The organism is Lignipirellula cremea (assembly GCF_056501455.1).
Window position 1 is genome coordinate 465,001 of sequence record NZ_CM151415.1, and the last position, 19,934, is coordinate 484,934.

Annotated in this window: 19 protein-coding genes and 1 tRNA gene (1 of these 20 running past the window's edge); 13 read left to right on the top strand and 7 right to left on the bottom strand. The window is 64.0% G+C overall.

The features are described 5' to 3' along the window. On the top strand, positions 1-492 hold the 3' portion of the coding sequence (locus SH602x_RS01885) for a leucine-rich repeat domain-containing protein (RefSeq protein WP_479475193.1). It extends 351 nt beyond the left edge of the window; only the last 492 of its 843 coding nucleotides appear in the window; its start codon lies off the left edge, out of view; the stop codon is at positions 490-492. Positions 493-756: 264 nt separating this feature from the next. On the opposite strand, the gene SH602x_RS01890 is transcribed toward SH602x_RS01885, so the two are convergent. The 4 genes from SH602x_RS01890 to csrA all read right to left on the bottom strand — a co-directional run bounded on the left by SH602x_RS01890 (position 757) and on the right by csrA (position 3,634). Continuing rightward, positions 757-1,686, bottom strand: coding sequence for an ankyrin repeat domain-containing protein (locus tag SH602x_RS01890; protein ID WP_479475194.1), 930 nt, complete (start codon positions 1,684-1,686; stop codon positions 757-759). Between the two features lie 147 nt (positions 1,687-1,833). Continuing rightward, the gene (locus SH602x_RS01895; RefSeq protein WP_479477085.1) at positions 1,834-2,898 is read right to left on the bottom strand and encodes a ferrochelatase; all 1,065 of its coding nucleotides are present in this window, start codon (positions 2,896-2,898) and stop codon (positions 1,834-1,836) included. A gap of 164 nt (positions 2,899-3,062) precedes the next feature. Continuing rightward, a tRNA-Glu gene (locus tag SH602x_RS01900) sits at positions 3,063-3,135 on the bottom strand. Positions 3,136-3,415: 280 nt separating this feature from the next. Next, positions 3,416-3,634: a carbon storage regulator CsrA gene (csrA, locus tag SH602x_RS01905; RefSeq protein ID WP_479475195.1), complete on the bottom strand. Its 219-nt coding sequence runs from the start codon at positions 3,632-3,634 to the stop codon at positions 3,416-3,418. Positions 3,635-4,365: 731 nt separating this feature from the next. Between csrA and SH602x_RS01910 the strand changes: the two genes are divergently transcribed. The 5 genes from SH602x_RS01910 to SH602x_RS01930 all read left to right on the top strand — a co-directional run bounded on the left by SH602x_RS01910 (position 4,366) and on the right by SH602x_RS01930 (position 8,311). Beyond that, positions 4,366-4,947 carry a 4Fe-4S binding protein gene (locus tag SH602x_RS01910; RefSeq protein WP_479475196.1) on the top strand — a complete coding sequence of 194 codons (582 nt, stop codon included), beginning with the start codon at positions 4,366-4,368 and terminating at the stop codon, positions 4,945-4,947. Positions 4,948-5,025: 78 nt separating this feature from the next. Then, positions 5,026-5,526, top strand: coding sequence for a DUF2203 family protein (locus SH602x_RS01915; RefSeq protein WP_479475197.1), 501 nt, complete (start codon positions 5,026-5,028; stop codon positions 5,524-5,526). Between the two features lie 124 nt (positions 5,527-5,650). After that, the gene (locus SH602x_RS01920; protein WP_479475198.1) at positions 5,651-6,343 is read left to right on the top strand and encodes an NADH-quinone oxidoreductase subunit A; all 693 of its coding nucleotides are present in this window, start codon (positions 5,651-5,653) and stop codon (positions 6,341-6,343) included. Positions 6,344-6,526: 183 nt separating this feature from the next. After that, positions 6,527-7,078, top strand: a complete 552-nt coding sequence (locus tag SH602x_RS01925; protein ID WP_479475199.1) for an NADH-quinone oxidoreductase subunit C — start codon at positions 6,527-6,529, stop codon at positions 7,076-7,078. 3 nt (positions 7,079-7,081) lie between these two features. Beyond that, positions 7,082-8,311 carry an NADH-quinone oxidoreductase subunit D gene (locus SH602x_RS01930; protein WP_479475200.1) on the top strand — a complete coding sequence of 410 codons (1,230 nt, stop codon included), beginning with the start codon at positions 7,082-7,084 and terminating at the stop codon, positions 8,309-8,311. A 172-nt stretch (positions 8,312-8,483) separates the two neighbouring features. Here SH602x_RS01930 and SH602x_RS01935 read toward each other — a convergent pair whose 3' ends face one another. Next, positions 8,484-9,455: a hypothetical protein gene (locus SH602x_RS01935; protein WP_479475201.1), complete on the bottom strand. Its 972-nt coding sequence runs from the start codon at positions 9,453-9,455 to the stop codon at positions 8,484-8,486. Between the two features lie 11 nt (positions 9,456-9,466). Next, on the bottom strand, positions 9,467-11,104 hold the full coding sequence (locus tag SH602x_RS01940; protein WP_479475202.1) for an AAA family ATPase: 1,638 nt from the start codon (positions 11,102-11,104) through the stop codon (positions 9,467-9,469). Between the two features lie 100 nt (positions 11,105-11,204). Between SH602x_RS01940 and SH602x_RS01945 the strand changes: the two genes are divergently transcribed. Continuing rightward, positions 11,205-12,110 (top strand): DUF2293 domain-containing protein, encoded by a 906-nt coding sequence (locus SH602x_RS01945; protein WP_479475203.1) that lies wholly within the window; start codon positions 11,205-11,207, stop codon positions 12,108-12,110. Here SH602x_RS01945 and SH602x_RS01950 read toward each other — a convergent pair. Then, complete coding sequence (locus SH602x_RS01950; protein WP_479475204.1) at positions 12,017-12,484, bottom strand: PilZ domain-containing protein; 468 nt, start codon at positions 12,482-12,484, stop codon at positions 12,017-12,019. The two genes, SH602x_RS01945 and SH602x_RS01950, sit on opposite strands and share 94 nt — an antisense overlap. 421 nt (positions 12,485-12,905) lie before the next feature. Between SH602x_RS01950 and SH602x_RS01955 the strand changes: the two genes are divergently transcribed. The 6 genes from SH602x_RS01955 (at position 12,906) to gatC (ending at position 19,927) form a co-directional block, all read left to right on the top strand. Continuing rightward, positions 12,906-13,466 carry a MarR family winged helix-turn-helix transcriptional regulator gene (locus SH602x_RS01955; RefSeq protein WP_479475205.1) on the top strand — a complete coding sequence of 187 codons (561 nt, stop codon included), beginning with the start codon at positions 12,906-12,908 and terminating at the stop codon, positions 13,464-13,466. 98 nt (positions 13,467-13,564) lie between these two features. Beyond that, on the top strand, positions 13,565-14,926 hold the full coding sequence (locus SH602x_RS01960) for an efflux RND transporter periplasmic adaptor subunit (protein ID WP_479475206.1): 1,362 nt from the start codon (positions 13,565-13,567) through the stop codon (positions 14,924-14,926). A 191-nt stretch (positions 14,927-15,117) separates the two neighbouring features. Further along, entirely contained in the window at positions 15,118-18,729 is a 3,612-nt protein-coding gene (locus tag SH602x_RS01965) for an efflux RND transporter permease subunit (protein ID WP_479475207.1), read from the top strand. A 267-nt stretch (positions 18,730-18,996) separates the two neighbouring features. Then, the gene (locus SH602x_RS01970; protein ID WP_479475208.1) at positions 18,997-19,197 is read left to right on the top strand and encodes a hypothetical protein; all 201 of its coding nucleotides are present in this window, start codon (positions 18,997-18,999) and stop codon (positions 19,195-19,197) included. Positions 19,198-19,226: 29 nt separating this feature from the next. Continuing rightward, positions 19,227-19,448, top strand: a complete 222-nt coding sequence (locus SH602x_RS01975; protein WP_479475209.1) for a hypothetical protein — start codon at positions 19,227-19,229, stop codon at positions 19,446-19,448. A gap of 179 nt (positions 19,449-19,627) precedes the next feature. Continuing rightward, complete coding sequence (gene gatC, locus SH602x_RS01980) at positions 19,628-19,927, top strand: Asp-tRNA(Asn)/Glu-tRNA(Gln) amidotransferase subunit GatC (protein ID WP_479475210.1); 300 nt, start codon at positions 19,628-19,630, stop codon at positions 19,925-19,927. Positions 19,928-19,934 lie beyond the last annotated feature (7 nt).

A 19,934-nucleotide genomic window follows, 5' to 3' on the forward strand; every position in this document is an offset into this window, starting at 1 on the left:
GTCGAGCCGCTGAAGGATCTCGTCGGTCTGCAGTACCTGGAACTTTCCGGCAACCAGGTCGAGAACGTCGAACCGCTCGCGGGCCTCGTCAACCTGCGGTCGCTCTACCTGTCGAAGAACGCGATCGCGGACGTGAAGCCGCTCGCCGGTCTGACCAAGCTCTGGTCGCTCTATCTCGACGGCAACCGCGTCACCGACATCGCTCCGCTGGCCCCGCTGACCAAACTGTCGACGCTGGCCCTGCGGGAGAACGAAGTCAGCGACCTTTCGGCGCTGAAGGACTTCACCGAGCTGCGGTTCCTGTTCCTGGAAAAGTCGAAGGTCTCGAACCTCGCCCCGCTGGTCGAAGCGTGCGAGAAGGACGCCGCCGGGCCGAAGCGATTCGCCCCCTACCTGAAGGTCTACCTCGCCGGCGCTCCGCTGTCGGACGAAGCCAAGACCCAGCAGATCGAGAAGCTCAAGGCCGCCGGCGTTCGGGTGTTCGTCGAATAGGCGAAGCGCCGATTCGTAGGTCAGGCCGTGCCTGACCTACTGGTTCGTCTAGCGTCCGACGTCGCTCATGTGTGCCATGCCCACGTCGCGCAGCAGCGTGGGCATGTTAGGTTCGGGCGGCCCTTTGCATGCCCACCGTGCCTTCGGCGATGTGGGCATGGCACACAGAAGAGTCGAAACCTGACGTCGAACGAGACCGTCCACTACAGGTCTCGAACTCGCCGGCGGGTCGAGATGGCGTTCGAAGGACCGTTTGCCGCGCGGTCAGATCGACCGCGTCCGCCAATCGCGTTCTCCGACGCTGCGGGTTTTCTTGCTGTCGACGAGCCAGCGTCCGGACTTTTTCGCAAGCACGTAGAGATACTCGTTCCCGTTCACGCTGAAGTTCCGCGTCGTCACTTCGGCCCGGGCAGGTCTGGGAACCTTCGATTCGATCAGGCGCTCCTGATCCGGATCGTATTCGGGCGGCGCCTGGTAGCTGCCGTTTCTTCCGTAGGCTCGTTCCTTGACGGTGCAGAAGCGGGCGTAAGCGTCGGACATCAACTTCAGTCGGGTCGGGTGATCGGCGACGCGATGCGCTTCGGTCTCGAAGCGATGCATGGCGATGATCAGTCCCCGAACGACGGACTCGGGACTGCCGAAGTCGACGTCGTCCCCGGTCTCGCCGACGTTCGGCCAGGGCAGGACGTCCACGGCAGGCAAAGCGTTGTCCGACGACACGGCCAGGGCTTCGAGAGCCTCGACGATCTCCATGCGGCGCGCGGATCTCGCCAGGGCGACGGCCGTTCGACCGTCATTCATGGCGGCAAGCGGATCGGCGCCCGCAGCGATCAACCGTTGCACGATCGGCAGGGAGACTCGTGCCGCACACAACAGCGGCGTCCAGCCGAACAGGTCGGATCGAACGCCGACATCGGCGCCGGCTCCGTGCAAGCGCTCGACCAGTTCGAGATTGCCCCCGGAGCAGGCCCACATCAGGGCCGAATAACCCGTCGCGGAGTCGCAGTGGTTTACATGTGCCCCCGCCGCGATGAGCGCCTCGGCGGCCTCGACTTGTCCGTTGACGACCGCTTCGATCAGCGGATGCCGCCCCGTCGCTTTGTGGACGTAGTTGACGTCGTCGCCGGCAGCCAGTCGCTCTGCGATCTTCGTCAGATTGCCGCGAGCGGCGGCGTCCATGAGTTGTCGCGACAAGGAACCGGCCCCTCGATGAGTTCGCTCCCCCGATCCGCCTCCGTTTACGGAGCCAGCGCTGAGGTTAGCGTTCTCTCATGCGTCCGGCCACCGGATCAATCAGTCGCCGGCGCTCGTCGAGATCGATCGGCGGGCAGGTCGCCGATTCTATGAATTAGGCCGCTGGCCGGCGGGCGCCGCTCCCACGCCGGGCGGTCGCGTGGGCGTGTACAGGCAGCAGTCGACGGGGCAGACGTCGTGGCTGGCGGGGAAGCGACCGAGCGCGGGGCGCTCCGCGGACTCGGCCATCCGCTCCTGGACGAGTTCCGTGATCATCCGCACGAAGCGGGGATGCGTGCCGACGGTCGGCGTGCGGAACATGGCGATGCCGGCCGCGTCGCAGAAGTCCTTCGCCTCGCAGTCGAGGTCGTACAGCACCTCCATATGATCAGAGATGAAGCCGACGGGGCAGACGATCGTCTCCTTCGCGCCCGAGTCGCGGACTTCTTCCAGCGCCTTGAGAATGTCCGGTTCGAGCCAGGGCTGCGTCGGCGGGCCGGAGCGGCTCTGGTAGACCAGCCGCCAGTTCGCCAGGCCCAAGCGCTCGGCCAGGATGCGACACGTTTCGAGCAACTGGTCTTCGTACCGGCAGCCCGTCGCCATCGACAGCGGAATGCTGTGGGCCGTGAACAGGACCGGCACGTCCGCGGGCGACGTCTGACGGAGCTGCGACAGCGATTCGTGCAGGCGAGACTCCATCGCTTCGATGAAGCCCGGGTGGTTGAAGAACGCCCTCAGCTTGAAGACGGCGGGAGCGCTCTCCCCCACTTCATCCCGCGCGGCGATCAGGTTCTCGCGATACTGCCGGCATCCGGAGTACGAACTGTACGCGGACGTGAAGAAGGCCATCGCCCGGCGAACGCCGTCAGCCCGCATCTGGGTCAGCGTTTCGGCGAAATAAGGCGACCAGTTGCGGTTGCCCCAGTAGACCGGCAGATCGATGCCGTTCTGCCGCAGATCCTGTTCGACGGCAGCCAGCAGCGCCCGGTTTTGGGCGTTGATGGGGCTCACGCCGTCGAAGTGGTAATAGTGCTCCGCCACAGCGAGCATCCGCTCGCGGGGGACGTTCTTGCCGCGGAGGACGTTTTCGAGGAACGGGAGGACGTCCTCGCGCTTCTCGGGACCGCCGAACGAAACGAGCAGGAAGGCGTCGTACTTTTCCACGGCAGCCAGTTCCAAAGCGGCGTCGGCAGGAGCAGAGCCGACGAGCGAGCGAAGAAAACGTCTGCCGCGGAGTGAGCCGCTGACAGCATCGGCGATCAGAAACGCCGGCGCCGCGTCGATCGACGTCGGCGACTTGCTCGACCGGAAAGAGATTCGCGGAATTAACCGCGAAGTGACCCCAGCGGGATTCGAACCCGCGTCGCCGCCGTGAAAGGGCGGTGTCCTAGGCCTCTAGACGATGGGGCCGCAAGGCAAGTATTTAAGGTCGAGAACGGTTCGCGGTCAACCCCGTCGAACCGCTCTTCGGGCAAAGACCGCATCGCGAACGCGGAGGTTCACGCCCTGAGGCGACGATCGGGGCGGGCGAGAGCCCGTGGAATGCGACGACGCCCCTCGTCCCGCGAATGGATCACGAACCTGAGGCGCGGCAGGAGAGAACGCCGAGACAGGCCGGGCGGGGATCCCGGCCGACAAATTGCCGAGCCTCCGTTCGCCGAGGCTCTGGCGGTCGTCGAACGCTGACGCTCTAGCGGTCGAACGACGGGGCCGAAGTCGACCCGTCCGCGGATTCGGGATCCGATTCGGAGCGCTTGATCGCTTCGTAGACTTCCCGCCGGTGGACAGGGACTTCCTTCGGCGCTTCCACGCCGAGGCGGACCTTGTCTCCGCGGATCTCGACAACGACGATCGTGATGTCGTTGTTGATGACGATGCTTTCGTTCTTCTTCCTCGACAGCACCAGCATGTCCTAGTTCCTTTCCTAGTCCGCCGTTTCCGCCCGATTTCGTAATCCGGGTTCGCTTGAATCAGGTCGCTTTTTCAGGCTGATCTCGAAAACCCTGGTCGCGAAAGCAGGGGAGGCGCATCCTATCGTCGCGGATCGGACGCTTGCAGGACTACCGCGTCATGCAGGCGCCGGCGCCACATTTTTCGTCCCGGCGCTTTACACGCACCGGGAGGTTGTCTACAAAGTATTCACATGTTGGGGTGGGTGCGCACGGGGTCCGCGAAGGACCGAGTCGCTCCGCTTACTCTACGCCGTAATTCTCGCTAGTCAAGCGAGTTTCGGATTCTGCCCCCCCGCTTGGCGGTGTTCGTTCGACTTCTCGTCCGGTAGACGACGAATCGCGACGACAGCTCTTCCCGCCGCCTGACTGTCCGCCTGACGCCAGGGACAGTTTCTCCGCAGAACGATCCGTCTTTCTGCCTGCGCCAGCGCTCGGGCGCTGCCGTCGGTTAAACCGGCAGCCGTTCGACCTCCGACGGCGGCGAACGCCGTCGACCGCGAAGCCCTGCCGAGCGCTTGCGTTGCATCGCCCCGGACCTGCTGGCATTCAGCATCGCGGGAGGTCGGATTAGGAAGAGTTCCGATGGGGGGCGGTCGCGCACGGACCGGTAGCGCGGTCGAAAAATGTTCGGCTAGAGCGAGCGACGCTCGTCGGTATAATCGGCGTCGACGGTCCGGGGAGAGCGGTGATGGGCGAATGGTTGCGGAACATCTACGTCGCGGCGACGACCGTCGCCGACGGTCTGTACCGCACGCTGGCGCTCTGGTTCGCCACGTATCGCAGGGGTCGCCGGACCTTCGCCGAAACGTTCGCCTACCCCGAAAAGCCGGCAGAAGTCGCGGTCCGCTACCGCGGGTTCCATCGCTTCGATCTCTCGACCTGCATCGGGTGCGATCAGTGTGCGAGAGCCTGCCCGGTCGATTGCATCTACATCGACAAGCAGAAGGGCGTCCAGGGAAAGGGCTTCGCGGTCACCTCGTTCGCGATCGATTACTCGAAGTGCATGTTCTGCGCTTTATGCGTCGAGCCCTGCCCGGTCGATTGCATTTTTATGGGCTCGACCCTCGACATCAGTTCCTACAGCCGGGACGGGTCGATCGTCGATTTCGCGAAGCTGCCGGTGGAGGCGGCGTGGGGTCAGGCGACGCTGAACCCGACGCTGATCGACCGGTCCAAGGGGGTCACGCGGCCCGCCCATCCCGGTCCGTACGGGCTTCCGCTTCCCGTCCAGGCGAAGGTCGACGGCGCTACGCCCTCGCCGCCCGCGTAATTCGAACTTCTCGCTGATTCATCTCCCTGACGCGCTCCGCTCGATTCCATCCGATTTCGCCCTCGACAGCCGAAGCCGATGACTGAACGACTCGAAAAGCCGGTCCGGAATTTCTCGCCCGCCGAGGCCAACGCGCTCCTGCCGCTGGTCCGACCGATCGCGGAAGCGTGGCAGCGACTGGCATGTTCGGCGGCCTACCGGGCGGAGCTTCTCCGCTCGCTGCCGACTTGCGAAGGCGAGAACGGGCCCCAAACCGTCCATGGCGCCGAGCGCGCCGCGGCGATGGAGGCGGTCGACGCGGCGATCAGCCAGGTCGACGAGCTGCGGCTGGAACTCGTCGGAATGGGCCTCGCTCCGCAGGATCCGCTGTGCGGACACCTGCTCTTCCCAAGCGCCGATCGCGTCAGCGGCGCCTACCTGAGCTGGATGCCCGCGGACAAGTTCGTGGCGAACGTCATGGACAAGTTCGAAGGTCCGGCGGCGCGTCGTCCGCTCGCCGATTCGGTCGTGAAGTCGCTCGATCGGGCCTCGCTTTCGCCGCCGCCCGCGTCCTCCCGGCGGGCCGAAGGCGCCTGCTGATCGCGTCGGCGAGTCGACAGAGGGAGGCAGGTCGCGGCATAATCGTCGTCGCAGCCCTGTCCGTCGGCGGCGCTGCCGTTCCGAATCGCGCGGCGATCGGGCGTCGCCCCTGCCCTGCTGACCGATGCTCCAGATCGCCGCCTACTTCGCCCTGTTCCTCTCCGTCGGGGCGATCTTCGTCTTCGCCAACCTGCTGATCGGCAGGCTGGTGCGGCCCCACAATCCGCACCGGGAGAAGACCGAGGTCTACGAGTGCGGCGAGCCGACGATCGGATCGAGCTATCTGCAGTTCGATCTGCGGTTCTACGTCGTCGCGCTGCTGTTCATCATCTTCGACGTCGAAGTCGCCTTCTTCTTTCCCTGGGCCGTCGTCGCAGGCAAGGCGAACCTGCTTCGCGACGAGAGCGTGCCGATCGCCGTCGTCGCTCGCGATCCGTCGCAAGTCGCCGATCAGGGCGAGATCTCGCTGACGCCGCCGGCTGCCGGGTTGCTGCGGGAGATCGGACTGCGCGACCTCTCCCTCCCTACTTCGGATCCGTCGGCGGAGAGCGCCGCTCAGGTCGCGGCTGTCGAATCGCAGGTGCGCGAAGGCGCCGCATCGCTCGCCTGGATCGCCGCAGCGGACATCGCCATTTTCTTCGCCGTGCTCGCGGTCGGATTCGCGTACGTCTGGAAGCGGGGCGATCTGGATTGGGTTCGCGCCGCGCCGCGGCGAATCGGAGCGTCGACGTCGGACGTTCTCGGAAAGCGAGCGCTCGACGCGGACGAACCTCAGCCGATCGCAGCACGCGTCGGCGACTTCGCGGGCAAGATGTGACGCGTTCGCTGCGAACGGCCCGGCGGCGTTCGATGTAGGGTGGGTCATTGACCCACCATGGTCCGGCCATTTTCCAGCGGCCTGTCCCTTCGGCCGGGACTGTCGCTAGGATTGCCTGAGTCGAACGAAGGTGGGTCAATGACCCACCCTACGAAGGACCTTCCTGAACGCCGCGTAGCCGCCATGACTCCCCTCCCCTTCCCCGCGATCGCCTCGCACGTCGCCGGTCGCTTCGGCGAGACGGTTCGACCCGTCGCCGAGGGAGCCGTCGATCCCTGGCTGGAGTTCGACGCGGACAGGCTGCACGAGGTCTGCCGGTTTCTGCGGGACGAGCCGGCGCTCCGGTTCGACTTCCTCAACTGCATCACGGTCGTCGATAACCTTCCCTCGGCGGCGAAGGCCTTCAAGCCGAAGTTCGAGCCCCACCTGCGGCTCGTCTATCACCTGTCGAGCGTCGGCCACAAACATCGCCTGACGCTTAAGACGACGATCCCGCGGTGGGCGGACGACGTCCCGGGCGACGCGAACGAAGGTCCCCTGCCCCGGATCGATTCAGTCGCCGATCTCTGGCCGACGGCGAACTGGCACGAGCGCGAACTGTACGATCTCTGCGGCGTGGAGTTCGTCGGCCACCCCGACCTCCGCCGGATCCTCTGCCCCGAAGACTGGCTCGGCCACCCGCTCAGGAAAGACTATGAAATGCCGCTGGAGTATCACGGCATGCGAGGTCGGTGACGCATGTCCGACCTGACCGATCGACGTCTCGACCGCCCCTCGGACGATCAGCGGATCGTCGAGTTCGACGTCCGCACGGACGAGATGCTCGTCAACATGGGGCCGCAGCATCCCAGCACGCACGGCGTGCTCCGACTGGTCCTGCGCACCGACGGCGAGGTCGTCTCCGCCGTCGAGCCGCACATCGGCTACCTCCATCGCTGCGCGGAGAAGATCGGCGAGAACCTGACCCCCCGGCAGTACATCCCCTACACCGATCGGATGGACTACCTCGCCGGGATGAACATGAATCTCGGCTGGTCGCTCTGCGTGGAGAAGCTGCTCGGCTTGCAGCTTTCCGAGAAGGCGAAGCATCTCCGCGTCGCGATCGTCGAACTGGGCCGCATCGCCAGCCACCTGCTGGGCATGGGCGCCTACGGCATGGACCTGGGGTCGTTCAGCCCCTTCTTCTGGGCGTTTCGCGAACGCGAGAAGATCCTGACCCTGTTCGAGGAGGCCTGCGGCGCGCGACTGACCTACAGCTATCTCACCCCGGGCGGAGCGACGGCGGATCTTCCCCGCGGCTGGACCGACCGGGCGCTCGCCTTCCTCGACCAGTTCGAGCCGCAGATCCCCGACTACCACTCGCTGCTCACGACGAATCACATCTTCGTGAAGCGAACGTGCGGGATCGGCGTGCTGCCCGCGGCGACGGCGATCGGCTACGGATGCTCGGGACCCGTCCTGCGCGGCAGCGGCGTCGACCTCGATCTGCGTCGCGACGGCGACCCGCTCTACGTCGGTTACTACCAGGACTACGAGTGGGAAGTGATCGTCCAGAAAGGGGGCAGCTACCCCCGCGATCAGGCCTATCCCGCGGTGCCGCCCGAGGCCGTGCTGGGCGACTGCTGGCATCGTTTCTACGTGCGGATGCTGGAGGTCGTGCAGTCGGTCAAGCTAGTCCGTCAGGCGCTCGCGAAGTACCGCGTCGCGTCAGGCGACTGGGGCATCCCGATCAAGCTCAGCCAGCGCCTGCCCGTCGGCGACTGCTACCTCGAGACCGAAGCTCCCCGGGGCCAGATGGGCTTCTACGTCGTCAGCGAAGGGGGCACCATTCCCTGGAAAGTCCGTGCCCGCAGCGGCTGCTTCTCGAACCTCTCCGCGTTTCACGAGATGGTTTCGCACACCCTGCTCGCGGATATCCCGGCGGTGGTGGGGAGTCTGGACTTCATGATGGGGGAGATCGATCGATAGTGTGCTCCTATCAGGGCGGACGGTAAGGAGTATCTGCTAACTGCATGACTCCCCGGCCAGCCGCTCTAGAAGTCGATCAAACTTTGAAGGAAATAGAGCTCGTAGCCGGATCGCCGAAGCCGGCTAGGAGACCCAAACCACGCATCACCGAATGACCGCCGGCGATCGCTCGTCAGATCGACTTAGGAGGGAGGGCATCTGTCAGCGACCTATACTCCGATAAATGTTCCTGAGCTGCGTTGTCAATGCGAATCATGCATCTGTGCAACTTTCCGGCCGGATCGGTGTAGTCGAAGCCTTTGCTGAACGACACGACCGCCATGTCTGTCTGTAAGTACCGGTCATGCGTGATCTCGCTGGAGTCTTGTTTGAAGTAGAGCGTCACTTTCAGTCGGGATGCAGCAGCCAGCTTGCCAACGAGGCCGGTTACGATTCGCTGATGAACAACGCTCAGCGGATCATGGGTCCGGGAGGCGCATGTGTATAACTCGACGGCGAGCTTGTTACGAGGAAGACTAGACGAAGATGTCCAGAGGTTTAGAATCCTCCCTATGCCGTCCTTAAACCCGCCCAGCGAAGACCCTTTTCCTATCTGTTTGTCGTAGAATCGCAGGCGAGTCGAGTGTCTTACTGCGCGACGAATGTGCTGATCGAATTCATCCGCAGCCATCTTATCGATCGGCGGCAGCCTGTCATTGAGCTGATGTCGTCGGTCTTCAAACGCACTGCTGGTATATGTGTCTAATGCAACTGCCTGGGGCGCAACGTCTGCATTCGACTGCACCATAGCGAACGATGCGGCGTCGACGATAAGGGCATCAGATTGCGAGCTAGCTAGGACTTTAACGGATGTGTCGAGTAGAGAGAGGTGAGCCGGGCATGTGCAGGCCGACCCTTCGAGGGAAACCACGCGACGCCTCCCTGCCTTTTGAAGCTCGGCGAGCCGAACCTGCAATTGCTGTCCCTGTTTCGTGCTGAGCCTGCTAATCCGATCATTTAGCTCTCGGAGAAGTCGTAGGTTAGGATCAACGACCAGTAGTCCGTTGACATCGAGGCCACGGAGGAGCATCTCGGCCTGCTCTCTATAGCCTCCTTTTGCGAAGTGAACTGCATCAAAGGCCTCTGGCTGGACAACAACCGACATTAGCACCGCAGTTACCTTCTGAGTTCACGGAGTCGTTCGGGAAAGAAGCCGCCGGGGAAATCTTCGACGAAGTCGCCTTCATCGTCCAAAGGCAGAGGCTTCAATATGGCTCCACCCTCGCCCCTTCGGACGTGAAGAATCGAGATTTCGTGTGGGTGAAGTCGCTTTTCTCTTACGTGTTTTTGCAGGCGTAGTATTAAGTGTTCGCTGTGCGTTTCAATGATGAATTGATTATTGTACGGTGCGCGTATCGCCTCGAGGAAAAGATCGCCGATGTCGGCCTGGAGGCGTGGGTGTATGTGGACCTCGGGCTGTTCGATCGAAATGATCTGAGATGTTGCAGCCAGGCTTTGTACGACGAGCGGCAGCAGTTGGCTAATGCCAAAGCCGACGTCTGAGAGGCCTACTTCAACCGGAGGCTTGCGTTTGCGGTCCTCGAGGCGAAATTCAAAGAGATCCGCCGACTCATTGCCCAGCGGTCGAATCTTGATTCCGTAGCCTATGTCGAGTCGCTCGAGCCACTTGTTGGCATTACTCAGGAGGTCGGGCTGCCTGAAGAGGAGGTCTGGAAGCAGGTGGCCTTGGTATCCCACGTCCTGCGGCGCAGTCCCGGTATACAAATACCACCGAGAGGGCGGCTTTCGGAATGGACCAAGGGGAAACAGCGACCTCAATGCCTGCTCCAGCATCCGTCCGACAATGACGGACACCTGACCTACGTCCGCCGTCCACTCCCGCCGGCTGCTCGGGCGCTCTAGAGAGCGGTTGAGGAGCACATCGAGTCCAGGCTCGTCATCTCCGTATGCAGACAAAACCGGAATGAACCCGTCCAATGCGACGGTGCTGCCGATCTGATTCTGCGCCATCCATTCCACAAACATTTCGTATGAAAAGTCGTTCGACAAGAAGCCGATTGAGTCGTCGATCTTCTTGAAAAGCCGGTCTCTGCTGGTAGCGGGTTCCTCTTCGTCGAACAACCCGCGCGGATGGCTTTCGCTGCCGCGGAAGACGGTTTGCCTCGCTTCGTTTAGTTTAGCAACGAACAGACGGCGTTGGTCGTGAGTCCACGTAAAGGCTTCTAGCCAAAAATCCGGTTCGTTGTGAATTGCGACACATTTCGCGCTTCGAAGATTAGCGTTCCGGCGTCGCTCTGCGCGAAGACCAACCGGGGCGAACCGCCGAAACTCGGCCCGCATGTCGCACTTCTCGAATTCTGCGATGCAACTGTGCGAGTCCTCACCACATAATTTGAATCCATCGAGCGAAATCGGCGCCTTCGGAGATCGCCGTGAGAATGAGAATTCTAGCCCTAGTACCGTCGATGATCGTAGGAAACGACCGCCATAATACGCCTCCCGGCGGCTATTAGCGGCATCCATGTCAACGCGGATCGATAAGGTCCTGTCGTGGTCGTGATCGAAGACCATGTCTTGGTAGCCGCCCAGGTCCGCGAATCCGTTCTCGGTGCGAGGTAGTAGCAATGCTTCAACGTCTCGGCTCTCTCGGGTCTGCTTGAGAAGACTGAGAGACTGAAGGATGGTGCTCTTGCCCGCGGAGTTCTGTCCGAATATTAATGTGATGGGCGCTAACGGAACGATTGTGCGATGTCCGAATGCTTTGAAGTTCTCGATCTGCATTGAGCGGAGCATGATGATTGCCTTCGATGTCTGCTTCGGCCACCGCCGTGGAGTAGGTCGCCTTCGCCATGAGTGTACTTGAGTGACTGGGTGGCAGAAAGATTAGGACCTGATGGCCAACTCGACGGAGCGAATTCGCGTGAGCAAGGGGATGGAGAACGTCGTCGAACCGGGGCCGATGCGAAATACGGTCAGGACGCAGGGCGGCAAGGTTCTGAAGATGCCGGAGGACTGGGCGTTGCTGCCGCCCGGCGACGCGACGTTCACGCGCCGGGTGAAGGCGGGGGGCGCCCATTACGTCGTGCAGGTGAAGAAGGGTCGCCGGGTGCTCGCCCGCGGCGTCTGGGCGCCGAAGGCGATCATCGAAGGCGTCCAGGCCGAACTCGAAGCCGAGCGCTCGACCGAGGCCTACGCCAAACGCAAGGCCGCCGACGCGAACCGCCGGGAGAAGGTTCAGACGGCGTACGTCGAGGACTTCGCCGCCGCGGTCAAGTCGTACCTGCGGTTTCACCCGTCGCATGAAGCGCTCGCCGAGCGTATGGCTCATGCGGTCTCCGTGCACGCGACGCCGATCGGCAGCGGAACCGTGGCGCGGACGAAGCGGATCCCGATCAAGCGACGGGCCGAGGCCGCCGTGCTCGCCTGGATGCGGCATCGGACGACCGACTACGACACGATCCGCGTTCCCCGCGTGAAGGGAAAGCGGCGGGAGATCCGGCAGATCCTCGCCCAGCGATCGAAAGCGCTTCTGGCGCTCTATCGCAGCGGCGAAGACCCGGGCGACGATTGCCCCCTCGCCGCGGCTCTCGATCCGGCATCCTTGGCGCTCGCTGCGGCGTCCGCCGTGCCGGATCCGGCGCCGGCAGCAGCGTCGCCGAGGAAGCGCAGGACGGCCGCGTCGCCGAAGAAGCCTGCAGGCCGCGCTCAATCGCCGGCGGAATCGGCTTCGGCGCCGCCTGCTTCCTCGCCGTCGGGCCGCGCCGCAGCGCCCGACACGAAGCGGCAGCCGGAGACGTAGACCCCCGATTCCAGGGAGCGGCACCAGACGATTCGCAGCGGCAGGCGGGCGCCGGTAGCGAACTGGACCGACCCGCGGTCACCGGGGAGAAGCTTCTCGCCGTGCACGAAGCGAAGTCCGCCGCGCGAAAGATCGCGGAGCAGGATCGTCTGCGAAGGAACTTCCTCGTCGAGCGCGTCGGGACGCCGTTCGATTTGCAGATGGCCCTCCGCCGCGGCTGCGAAACGGGGATGACGACGCGAATCATCCCATGAGGGTCCGCCGCCTCGCGTTCGCCGGAGCAGTTCCTCGCTCAGCGGAGGCAAGGGAATGTGTCGGGCTGGCGGCGTCAGCATCTCGGTCGTCGCGGGCGGGGCCGGCGCTTCGGTCGTCACGTGAGGTCCGTCCCTTTTCTCGCGACAGCTCCCCCGAAAGATAGCCCGCTACTTAGATCGTCCACAGCGGATTCACTTACAGGGTTTTTCCCGGCGTCGTCGGTCTGTCCGTTCTATAGCGGTCGATCGGGCGGCGTGGCCAATCAAGAACGGGCTGGGATAACGGCGTTCAGGGCCGACTCGACCGCTCTGGGCGCTGCCCCAGTGATCGCCTGAGAGCGTTATCTGACTCCGAAAAAACGACGCATTCTTGCCGAATACGGCTTCGGAAGAACGAATTCGGCAATTTGTACGCAGAATCGTGATCCGCTGAGTACGCCCGCCTTCGCTCGCGCATTTTCCTTGAAGCGAGTGATTTCCCTCGGCATAATTAGCGGGCGAACGATCGGCGACTTGCCGCCTCGCCCGTGGGAGGCGGGCATTGTCGATCCGTTACGACTTCGAAGAGAGCGTCGGGTACTGGACGGGACTGGCGTCGCAAGCGTTTCAGCGAGCGATCAATGAGGAACTGGCGCCCCACGGCGTGACGTTTCGCCAGGCCCAGGTGCTGGCCTGGCTCCAACTTCACCCGCAACTCTCCCAGACGGATCTCGCCGCGCGAATGATGATCGAGCCGCCGACGCTGGTCGGCATCCTCGATCGGATGGAGCGCGACGGGTGGATCGCACGGATCGGCTGTGCGGGCGACCGCCGGAAGAAGCTGGTCCGGGCGCTTCCCGCCGCGGACACGGTGTGGGGAACGGTGGCCGGGATCAGTCGTCGCGTTCGTGCGCGGGCGACGGCGGGCATGTCTCCGGCAGAGGTCGACCAGTTCAAGGCGCTCCTCCGGAAGATGCAAAGCAACCTGGGAGACGCCCCGTTGTTCCAGATGGATGCAGGAACGATCGATACGGAAAAGAGCGACACGGATAACGTCGCGGACGACGACGTCTGCAGCGGCGGCGTTCGGACGATTCAGACCGCAGAGAGCGCGGCTCCATGACGATTGAAGGAAATCTTCTGCCACGGACCGGACGACGCGCATCGAGGCGCTCGACCTGGGCGTGGACCCTCCTTTCGGCGGCAGCAGGTCTCGCCTGCGTGTCTGCCGAGCTGCCCGCCCAGCCCCCCTCGCCCGGAAGGGTTGCGACTCCCGCGGCTCCGCCTCCCGCCCTGGTCGACGTCGAGCAGATCGTCTCCCGGGAACTCGCCGAGGGGCAGACGTTCGTCGGGACGGCGACTCCGTTCAAGAAGGCCACCGTCGGCAGCGCCGTCGCGGGTCGCGTAAACGAGGTCTTCGTCGAGGTCGGCGATCGCGTGGAGGAGATGCAGCCGCTGGCCCAGCTTCTTATCGAGACGATCTCTCTGGAACGCGATTCGGCGAAGGCGGAATTGCAACTTCGTCAGCAACTGCTGGCCGAACTTCAGAACGGGTCGCTTCCCGAAGAGATCGAGCAGGCGCGTTCCGCCATGGAAGCCGCTCAGGCGCGGGTCGATTTCGTGCAGGCCCGTCAGACTCGCTTTCAACAACTGCAGGGGACGCGGTCGGTTACGGCAGGCGAGCTGGAAGAGACGCTCACGACGCTTCAGGAGGCGCAGGCGGCGTTCCGGCAGGCCAAGGCGACGTTCGACCTGGTCGAGCAGGGTCCGCGTCAGGAGAAGATCGCCCAGGCTCAGGCATCCGTCGCGGTGCAGCAGGCCCTGGTCGATCGCCTGGGGGACATGCTCAAGAAGCACACGATGATTTCGCGGTTCAGCGGCTACGTCACGGCCAAGCACACCGAGATCGGCCAGTGGGTCAATCAGGGCGATCCGATCGCGGATGTCGTCGCTCTCGACCTGGTCGAGATCCAGGCGTTCGTGCTCGAAACCTACGTCCCCCACGTGCGGATCGGACAGACGGCCCGCGTCGAGGTTCCCGCGCTTCCCGGCAAGACGTTCCTGGGCGAAGTGGTCGCCGTCTCCGCCCAGGCGGATCCGCAGTCCCGCACGTTCGAAGTCCGCGTGCGAGTGCCGAACGAGTTCGACCGCGAACTGCCGATGATCAAGGCCGGCATGATGGCCCGCGTGGTGTTGCCGACCGGCCCGACGACGGACGCCCTGCTCGTGCCGAAGGATGCCGTCACCCTGGGCGGCTCTCAGCCGATCGTCTGGACCGTCGATCCGTCGACGGTGGAAACCTACGAACAAGACGGGATCAGTTTCCGCCGCGGAACGGCCCTCCCGACGCCGGTTCGTCTCGGCGCCGCCGACGGCGACTGGATCCAGGCCCTGGGGCCCGTCGAGCCCGGACATTACGTCGTCTCCCGAGGGAACGAGCGGATCGTCAATCGCGGCGGTCAAGGCGCCGCGGTGACCTGGCCGGTCGCTTCGGAAGCCCCGGTCGCGACGCCCGCCGTCAATATCGCCCCGGAACCGGCCGCCGCGAAGCTTCCTCGAGTTGAAGGCGAGCGGGGGACGTAAGTCGCCCGCGTTCCGATCGCGGCGACGAGCCGCTTTCGCCATGGCGCGACGGGTCGATATCGCTCGATTCTTCGCGGCGCTCGATCGACAGACTCGGAGGGGCCCATGTCCTCCGCTCGCCCGAACCACGGGGCTTCCGCCCTTCGCTCCCTGGTTCGCGATCTACTGCCTCCCCCCCGCCCGCCTGACTCATGAACCTCATCCGCGCTTTCGTCGAAAGCCCCATCAAGGTCGCGGTCGGCGTGCTGCTGGTCTCGTTGTTCGGCATCGTGGCGCTGCTGCGGATGCCGATGCAGTTGACCCCGGAGGTCGAGCGGCCGACCCTGACGATCGAAACCCGCTGGCCGGGCGCGAGCCCGCAGGAGATCGAGCAGGAGATCGTCCTCGAGCAGGAAGAGCAGCTCAAGAGCGTCGAGGGCATCGTGAAGATGTCCTCCGAGAGCAACGACTCGATGAGCCGCATCATCCTGGAGTTCCTCGTCGGAACGAACATGGAGGAGGCGCTGCTGAAGGTCAACAGCCGACTCGCCCAGGTGCGGGAGTATCCCGAAGACGCCGATCAGCCGATCATCAGCACGTCCAACGCGAACGACCGCCCGATCGCCCGGTTCATGCTCGCGGCGCGACGCCCGGACGACGACCGGCTGGTCGAACTGCAGCGGGCCCACGCGAGCGACGCCCCGTTCGTCGCGAGTCTGCAGCAGATTCGCGAAACGGAGAATCCGGGCCTGGCGATGCTGCGGCTCAAGGAACTGACGTCGACCCGCCCCGAAGCGGCAGCGCTCCTGCCGCCCGAGGATCTGGACGTCACGAAGATGCGACGCTTCGTGGAAGACGAGATCGAAGCCCGCTTCGAGCGCGTCTCGGGCGTGTCGCAGGCCGAAGTGAACGGCGGCCTGGAGGACGAACTGCAGGTCGTCGTCGATCCCGAACGGCTCGCCGCGCGAAGTCTCACCGTCGATGACGTCGCGATGGTGCTGCGCGGTCAGAACCAGGATACGTCCGCGGGCGACTATTACGAAGGAAAGCGGCGCTACGTCGTCCGGACGCTGGGGCAGTTCCGCTCGATCGAGCAGGTCGAGTCGCAGTTGCTCGCCGTCCAGGGGGGAGCGCCGGTCTACGTTCGCGACGTGGCCGAGGTGCGACTGGGCTACAAGAAGCCCGAAGGGGTCGTGCGGCGCTACGGCACGGCCAGCGTCGGCGTCAACGCGCTTCGCGAGACGGGCGCGAACGTGCTCGACGTCATGCAGGGTCTGAAACAGACGCAGGCGGAATTGAACGCGGGCATTCTCGCCGATCGCGGGCTGGAACTCGTCCAGACGTACGACGAGACGGAATACATCGAATCGTCGATCGATCTGGTGCAGGAGAACATCGTCATCGGCGGAGCGCTGACGATGATCGTGCTGCTGCTGTTTCTGCATCTCGGCATCCGCACGATGCTGGCGATTCCGCTGATCCTGGGCACTGCGCTCGCCGCGTCGTACGTTTCGCCCTGGTTCTTCGCCGTGACGCTCGCGATCGTCGTGGGCGTCGGGTTCTGGTACGCCCGCGGCGCCCTCGTCGTGGGGCTGGCCATTCCGATCTCGATCGTCGGTACGTTTCTGGTCATGCAGGCGCTCGGGCGTTCGCTGAACGTGATCAGTCTCGCCGGGCTGGCGTTCGCAGTCGGCATGCTGGTCGACAATGCGGTCGTCGTGCTGGAGAACATCTATCGCCGCTACGACGAACTGGGCGAAGACCCGCTCACCGCCTCGATTCGCGGGACGGGCGAGGTCTGGGGCGCCGTGCTTTCGTCCACCCTCACGACGGTCGCCGTCTTCCTGCCGATCGTCTTCATCCAAGAGGAGGCGGGACAGCTCTTCCGCGATATCGCGATCGCCATCTCGGCGGCGGTGACGCTCTCGATGATCGTGGCGATCGTCGTCATCCCCCCCGCCGCCGCCAGGCTCTTCAAAGAGACCGAAGCGCCGGGCGAAGGAGCGACGAACGGCTCCGCGGCGCGATCCAGCGCGCGGGCGCCGAAGTCGATGCTCAACCTGCAATCGTTCGTCGAACGAATTGCCGGAGCGATGGTCGGCGCGGTCGTCAGCTTCACCGGCTGGGTGCAGCAGGGCGTCATCCGCCGGATTGCGACCGCCGCCGCGCTCGTCGCCGCCTGCGTCGCGATCACGTTCGCGCTCTGGCCGAAGGTGGAGTATCTTCCGACCGGCAATCGCAACCTGATCATCGGCATCCTGATGCCGCCGCCGGGCTACAACGTCGACCAGCTCATGGCCATGGGCGAACAGGTCGAAAGCGATCTCAAGCCCTACTGGGACGTCGATCCGGGCAGCCCCGAGGCCGAGGCGCTCGATTACCCGACGATCTCGGACTTCTTCTTCATCGCCCGCGGTCGGCAGGTCTTCATGGGTCTGAAGACCCACGATCCGATGGAGGCCGCGAAGCTCATTCCGCTGGTCAGGAAGGTCGGCTCCCGTTTCCCCGGAACGTTCGTCGTCGCGAAGCAGACGAGTCTCTTCGAGCAGGGGCTCTCTGCGGGTCGTACCGTCGAGATCGAAATCGTCGGTCCCGATCTGGAGCGGCTCGTCGGAATGGGGAGCAAGATCATGGGCGAAGGGAAACGCCTTCTGCCCGAGGGGACGCAGATGCGCCCCGTACCGAGCCTCGACCTGTCGAGTCCCGAACTGCACATCGAACCGAAGCTGATTCAGAGCGCCGAGATGGGCGTCTCGAGCACGAGCCTCGGCTACGCCGCGAACGCCCTGATCGACGGAGCGTACGCGGGCGACTACTTCCTGGAAGGGGACAAGATCGACCTGACGATCATCGGCGAATCGCGCCTGGCGGACAGCTCCCAGGCGATTCGCAGTCTTCCGGTAGCGACCCCGACCGGGCAGCTCGTTCCGCTGGAGGCCCTCGCCCACGTGCGGCTCGCCAGCGGGCCGGAACAGGTCAATCACCGCGAGCGGATGCGCGCGATCTCGATCGAAGTCTCCCCGCCTCCCGAGATGCCGCTGCAGGACGCGATGGAGATCATTCAGTCGCAGATCGTCGGCCCCCTGCAGGAGAGCGACGACTTTCCGTCCGGCTACCGCATCAATCTGGCTGGCACGGCGGACAAGCTGCGCGAGGCGTGGACGTCGCTGCAATTCAATCTGCTGCTCGCGCTGCTGATCACCTACCTGCTGATGGCCGCGCTGTTCGAGTCGTGGCTCTATCCGCTGGTGATCATTCTTTCCGTCCCGGCGGGCGCCGTCGGAGGCGTGCTCGGGCTCTGGTTCTTGAACTTCTTCTACCTGCAATCGCTCGACGTGCTCACGATGCTCGGCTTTGTGATCCTGATCGGGACGGTCGTGAACAACCCGATTCTGATCGTCCATCAGGCGCTCAACCTGATGCGGGAAGGGATGGGAACCCGCGAAGCCGTGCTCGAGAGCGTTCGCACCCGCGTTCGTCCGATCTTCATGACGACGACGACGACCGTGCTGGGTCTCGCGCCGCTCGTGATGTTCCCCGGCTCCGGCGCGGAGCTTTACCGGGGTCTCGGCGCCGTCGTGCTGGGGGGGCTCATCGTCTCCACGGTCGTCGCGCTGGTTCTCGTGCCGACGCTGTTCACCCTCACCGTCGACGCGAAGGCCTGGTTGAACCGGATGTTCGGCAGGAAGTCTCGCGAACAGCGATCCGCAGCGGCGCCTCCCGTCGCGACCCCTTCCGCGGCTCGTCCTCGTCAGGAAGAAGAACGGGACGAGGAGCCTGCCCCGCGCGAGTACGTCGTCGCCGAATCGACGGCGGGGAATTGAAGGCGATTTCCGCTACCGCACTGCCTGGTCTTCGAGCGCGGAACGACAACGCCTAATTCCGACTCGCCGGGACCGTGGCATCTGCCGTCCGGCTGGCCTTCTGGCCCGCCTGTCCAATGAGCGTCAGGCTGAAATGGGTCTATCTCGCGGCCATTCGCGTGACGATCGAATAAGCGATCGTTAAATTGGGACTTGCGGCGACTTACTGCGTGATTCGAAGACCGTAGACGGACTCTGGCGATACTTCGGATGCCGAGGTGGTGATCTATGCGGAAGATCGAAGAAATTGAACAGCAGATTCAGGAGCTTTCCCGCGAGGAGTTCGCGGAACTCCGTGAGTGGTTCCTGGAGCAGGACTGGAAAGCATGGGATGCGCAGATCGAAGCCGATGTCGAAGCTGGGAAGCTCGATGAGTTCGTATCTGAAGCGAGGGCGGAATACGAATCCGGCCGGGCTCGGAAGCTTTGAAACACTACGCATCGAACAGGTTCTGGTCTTTGTATGACGTCCTGCCTCACGAAGTGCGCGAAGTGGCCGATAAGAACTATCAACTTTTAAAGGAGAACCCGCGCCACCCGTCGCTGCATTTCAAGCGAATAGGCAAACTCTGGTCAGTGCGTGCTGGACTACATCACCGGGCGCTTGGAGTCGAAGTCGCTGACGGGATCCTGTGGAATTGGATCGGCACGCATGCCGAGTACGACAAGATCATCGGGTGACATGTACATGGCGTACGAGGACGGACGCGCGTGAGGCGCAGCGTTCGGCCGCGTCCTCCTCCCGGCCCTTGTCGCCTCTGAAGTCCCGCCTGTCGGACGGTCTTCGGCCTCGCTAAAATCGCCCTCAGATCGAAGACCGGTTTCGGGGATAGTTCCAGGGGCGATTCATGGCGGAGCGAATGGCTCGGCACTTACAGGTCAGCCGCGACCAGGTCGAGCGGACGGCCCTGCTCGCGCGGCTGCGTCTGGCGGACGACGAACTGGACTCTGCGGCAGTCGATCTGGACCGGATCCTGCAATACGTCGAGATGCTGGGCGAAGTCGACACTACCGGCGTCGAGCCGATGACGCACGGCGTCGCCTGGACCAGCGTCTTCGTCGATGACACGGTCGGCGACGAACTTCCCCGCAAAGCCGCTCTCGCCAACGCTCCCAAGCACGACGGCGAACGCTATCTCGTTCCTGCAGTGCTGGAGTAGGTCCGGC

What these genes read in the sequence shown, in the direction of transcription:
- csrA (WP_479475195.1), bottom strand. Translation starts at nt 3,634, where the DNA reads ATGCTGGTGCTGTCGAGGAAGAAGAACGAAAGCATCGTCATCAACAAC.
- SH602x_RS01910 (WP_479475196.1), top strand. Translation starts at nt 4,366, where the DNA reads ATGGGCGAATGGTTGCGGAACATCTACGTCGCGGCGACGACCGTCGCC.
- SH602x_RS01915 (WP_479475197.1), top strand. Translation starts at nt 5,026, where the DNA reads ATGACTGAACGACTCGAAAAGCCGGTCCGGAATTTCTCGCCCGCCGAG.
- SH602x_RS01920 (WP_479475198.1), top strand. Translation starts at nt 5,651, where the DNA reads ATGCTCCAGATCGCCGCCTACTTCGCCCTGTTCCTCTCCGTCGGGGCG.
- SH602x_RS01925 (WP_479475199.1), top strand. Translation starts at nt 6,527, where the DNA reads ATGACTCCCCTCCCCTTCCCCGCGATCGCCTCGCACGTCGCCGGTCGC.
- SH602x_RS01930 (WP_479475200.1), top strand. Translation starts at nt 7,082, where the DNA reads ATGTCCGACCTGACCGATCGACGTCTCGACCGCCCCTCGGACGATCAG.
- SH602x_RS01935 (WP_479475201.1), bottom strand. Translation starts at nt 9,455, where the DNA reads ATGTCGGTTGTTGTCCAGCCAGAGGCCTTTGATGCAGTTCACTTCGCA.
- SH602x_RS01940 (WP_479475202.1), bottom strand. Translation starts at nt 11,104, where the DNA reads ATGCTCCGCTCAATGCAGATCGAGAACTTCAAAGCATTCGGACATCGC.
- SH602x_RS01945 (WP_479475203.1), top strand. Translation starts at nt 11,205, where the DNA reads ATGGCCAACTCGACGGAGCGAATTCGCGTGAGCAAGGGGATGGAGAAC.
- SH602x_RS01965 (WP_479475207.1), top strand. Translation starts at nt 15,118, where the DNA reads ATGAACCTCATCCGCGCTTTCGTCGAAAGCCCCATCAAGGTCGCGGTC.
- SH602x_RS01970 (WP_479475208.1), top strand. Translation starts at nt 18,997, where the DNA reads ATGCGGAAGATCGAAGAAATTGAACAGCAGATTCAGGAGCTTTCCCGC.
- gatC (WP_479475210.1), top strand. Translation starts at nt 19,628, where the DNA reads ATGGCTCGGCACTTACAGGTCAGCCGCGACCAGGTCGAGCGGACGGCC.